We start from the raw sequence: 2,214 nt of genomic DNA, 5'->3' as shown, positions 1-2,214 counted from the left end.
GCCTTGGTAATCGCCAGGAGTTCCGCGATGTCGCCGGGCTGGGTCGCTACCCCTTCCTGGCGCAGGGCCTCGCGCACGCTGCGCTCATCGAGCCCGGAGGCTTGCTGTGTGAAGGCCACGCCAGCGCTGCGCAACACCGAGACGCGCGCCGGGCTGGCCGAGGCAAGGATCAAAACGGGTTTTTCAACCTGTAGACCAGCAGTCACCGGCGAGGCGGCTTCTGTCATCCTCAGCCCTCCTGCGTGGCGCGCGCCGCCTGGCGATCCTGATAGCGGCGGATAATGTCTGCCGCCGTCTCCTCAATCGAACGGCGGCTCACATCGATGATCGGCCAGTGATGCCGGTGACACAAGCGCCGTGTGTAGGCGATCTCCTCCTTGATGCGATCCATATCAACATAGTCTTGCAAGCGCCGATCATTGAAGGACATCACCCGGTTGTGCCGGATTTCGGCGATTCGCTCCGCCGTGGCTGTGAGACCGACGATCAGCGGGCGCTCCGCGGTCTTGAGCGTTTCCGGGATGGGCAGGTCCGGCACGAGAGAGACGTTGGCGGTCTTGTAGCCCCGATTGGCGAGATAGATGCTCGTTGGCGTCTTTGAGGTGCGGCTGATGCCGATGAGCACGATATCCGCTTCGTCGAGCGTTTCGGTGTTTTGCCCGTCATCATGCATCATCGAAAACTGCATGGCGTCGACGCGGCGGAAATAATCGGCGTCGAGCACATGCTGGCCGGCGACCACCGGTGTGGAGTCGGCGCCCAGGTATTGGCCGAAGGCGTTGAGGATCGGCTCCAGCACCGCGATGCAGGGCAGCCCCATCTGCTTGCATTGGTTCTGCAACTCGCGGCCCAGTTCGGCATTGACGATGGTGTAGAGCACAATCCCGGGGTTGGCCTGAATTTTCTCCACCACGTCGTTGAGCTGATTGCGGGTGCGCACCAGCGGATGGACATGGTGAATGGCGCGGATCAGCGAGTACTGAACCGTGGCCGCCTTGGCAATCATGGTCAGCGTTTCCCCCGACGCATCCGAAACGAGGTGGAGGTGAAACGACTTTTTCGGCGCCTTCTTCTGCATGGTCCGATCCGTTGGCGACTGCGCGCATCGTTGAGCGTCTTGGCGGCTTGCTTTGTTCAAAGCGCACGGCCTCGATGTGGGCGAATCCCGGATTCGTCACCACAACCGGGCTGGACTGCCCACTGCCATCCCGAGTCCCGCACGCCAATCAAAAAATCATACACAGCGCGCGGACTGGTGACAGAGATTGCGCGCCATTTCCGCATCTGTGCACGACCAATCCGCGATCCACACATCGCACTGACGGCTGTCCGCGCGCCGTGCCTCTCAAGCAACATGTATAACCAATGGCTCAAACGTCAAAAATCGGCATTGTTCAGATTGACAGACAGCCCCTTTGGCGGCAGGACTGAGCGCCGGAGCCGCGGCCGGCGACAAGCTGTGGACAGCGGGTGGAGCTTTCTGAATTCAACAAATCCACCCTGCTCAAAATAAAACAGCAGAGTCAGGCTCAAGAGAGAATTTTGTTTTAGGGATTATGGATCGGACCTAATGTCGAACGACAGCACGCCCGCCCAGCCGAGCCGCTTCCTTCGCACGCTTTCCGGAGAAGCCGTATCCCCGCCGCCGATCTGGTTGATGCGCCAGGCCGGGCGCTATTTGCCAGAATATCGCGAGGTGCGAGCTCAGGCCGGCGGATTTCTCGATCTGTGCTACACGCCAGAGCTGGCGGCGCGCGTGACGCTGCAGCCGATCGAGCGGTACGGATTCGACGCGGCGATCCTGTTTTCCGACATTCTGGTCGTGGCGCATGCGCTTGGGCAGAAGGTCTGGTTCGAAGAGGGCAAGGGTCCGCAGCTTGAGCCCATCACAACCGAGGCCGAGCTGTCTCGGCTGTCGATGGACCGCGTCGATGAGACGGTCGCGCCGATCTACGAGACGGTCTCGCGGGTTTCCCAGGCGCTGGACGAGGAAAGGGCGCTGATCGGTTTTTGCGGCGGGCCGTGGACCGTGGCGACCTATATGGTGGCCGGCCAAAGCACGCCCGACCAGGCGCCGGCGCGGCTGTGGGCCTATCGCGCCCCGGATGGCTTCGCCAAGCTGAGGGATATGACCTTCGAGGCCCCGGGGCCCTATCCCCGCGGACCACATAAGGCGGGGGCCCCGGCGGAGACCGGTCCCTTACACACATTCCC

At 62.1% G+C, this 2,214-nt stretch carries 2 protein-coding genes and 1 pseudogene; 1 reads left to right on the top strand and 2 read right to left on the bottom strand.

Annotated features, from left to right (window positions below; translation table 11 throughout):
• Both I6U14_RS17835 and I6U14_RS17830 read right to left on the bottom strand, forming a co-directional pair.
• Positions 1-227 (bottom strand): annotated as a pseudogene (locus tag I6U14_RS17835) (Maf family protein); the annotation flags it as partial.
• A gap of 2 nt (positions 228-229) precedes the next feature.
• Complete coding sequence (locus I6U14_RS17830; RefSeq protein ID WP_296901180.1) at positions 230-1,078, bottom strand: pyruvate, water dikinase regulatory protein; 849 nt, start codon at positions 1,076-1,078, stop codon at positions 230-232.
• A gap of 492 nt (positions 1,079-1,570) precedes the next feature.
• Between I6U14_RS17830 and I6U14_RS17825 the strand changes: the two genes are divergently transcribed.
• A partial coding sequence (locus I6U14_RS17825) for a uroporphyrinogen decarboxylase family protein (RefSeq protein WP_296901177.1) occupies positions 1,571-2,214 on the top strand: 644 nt, incomplete at its 3' end.

Source organism: Thiohalocapsa sp. (assembly GCF_019695415.1).
GTDB lineage: Bacteria > Pseudomonadota > Gammaproteobacteria > Chromatiales > Chromatiaceae > Thiohalocapsa.
Note: the sequence above shows the minus strand (reverse complement) of the source record. Positions and strands in the feature narration are given on the sequence as shown.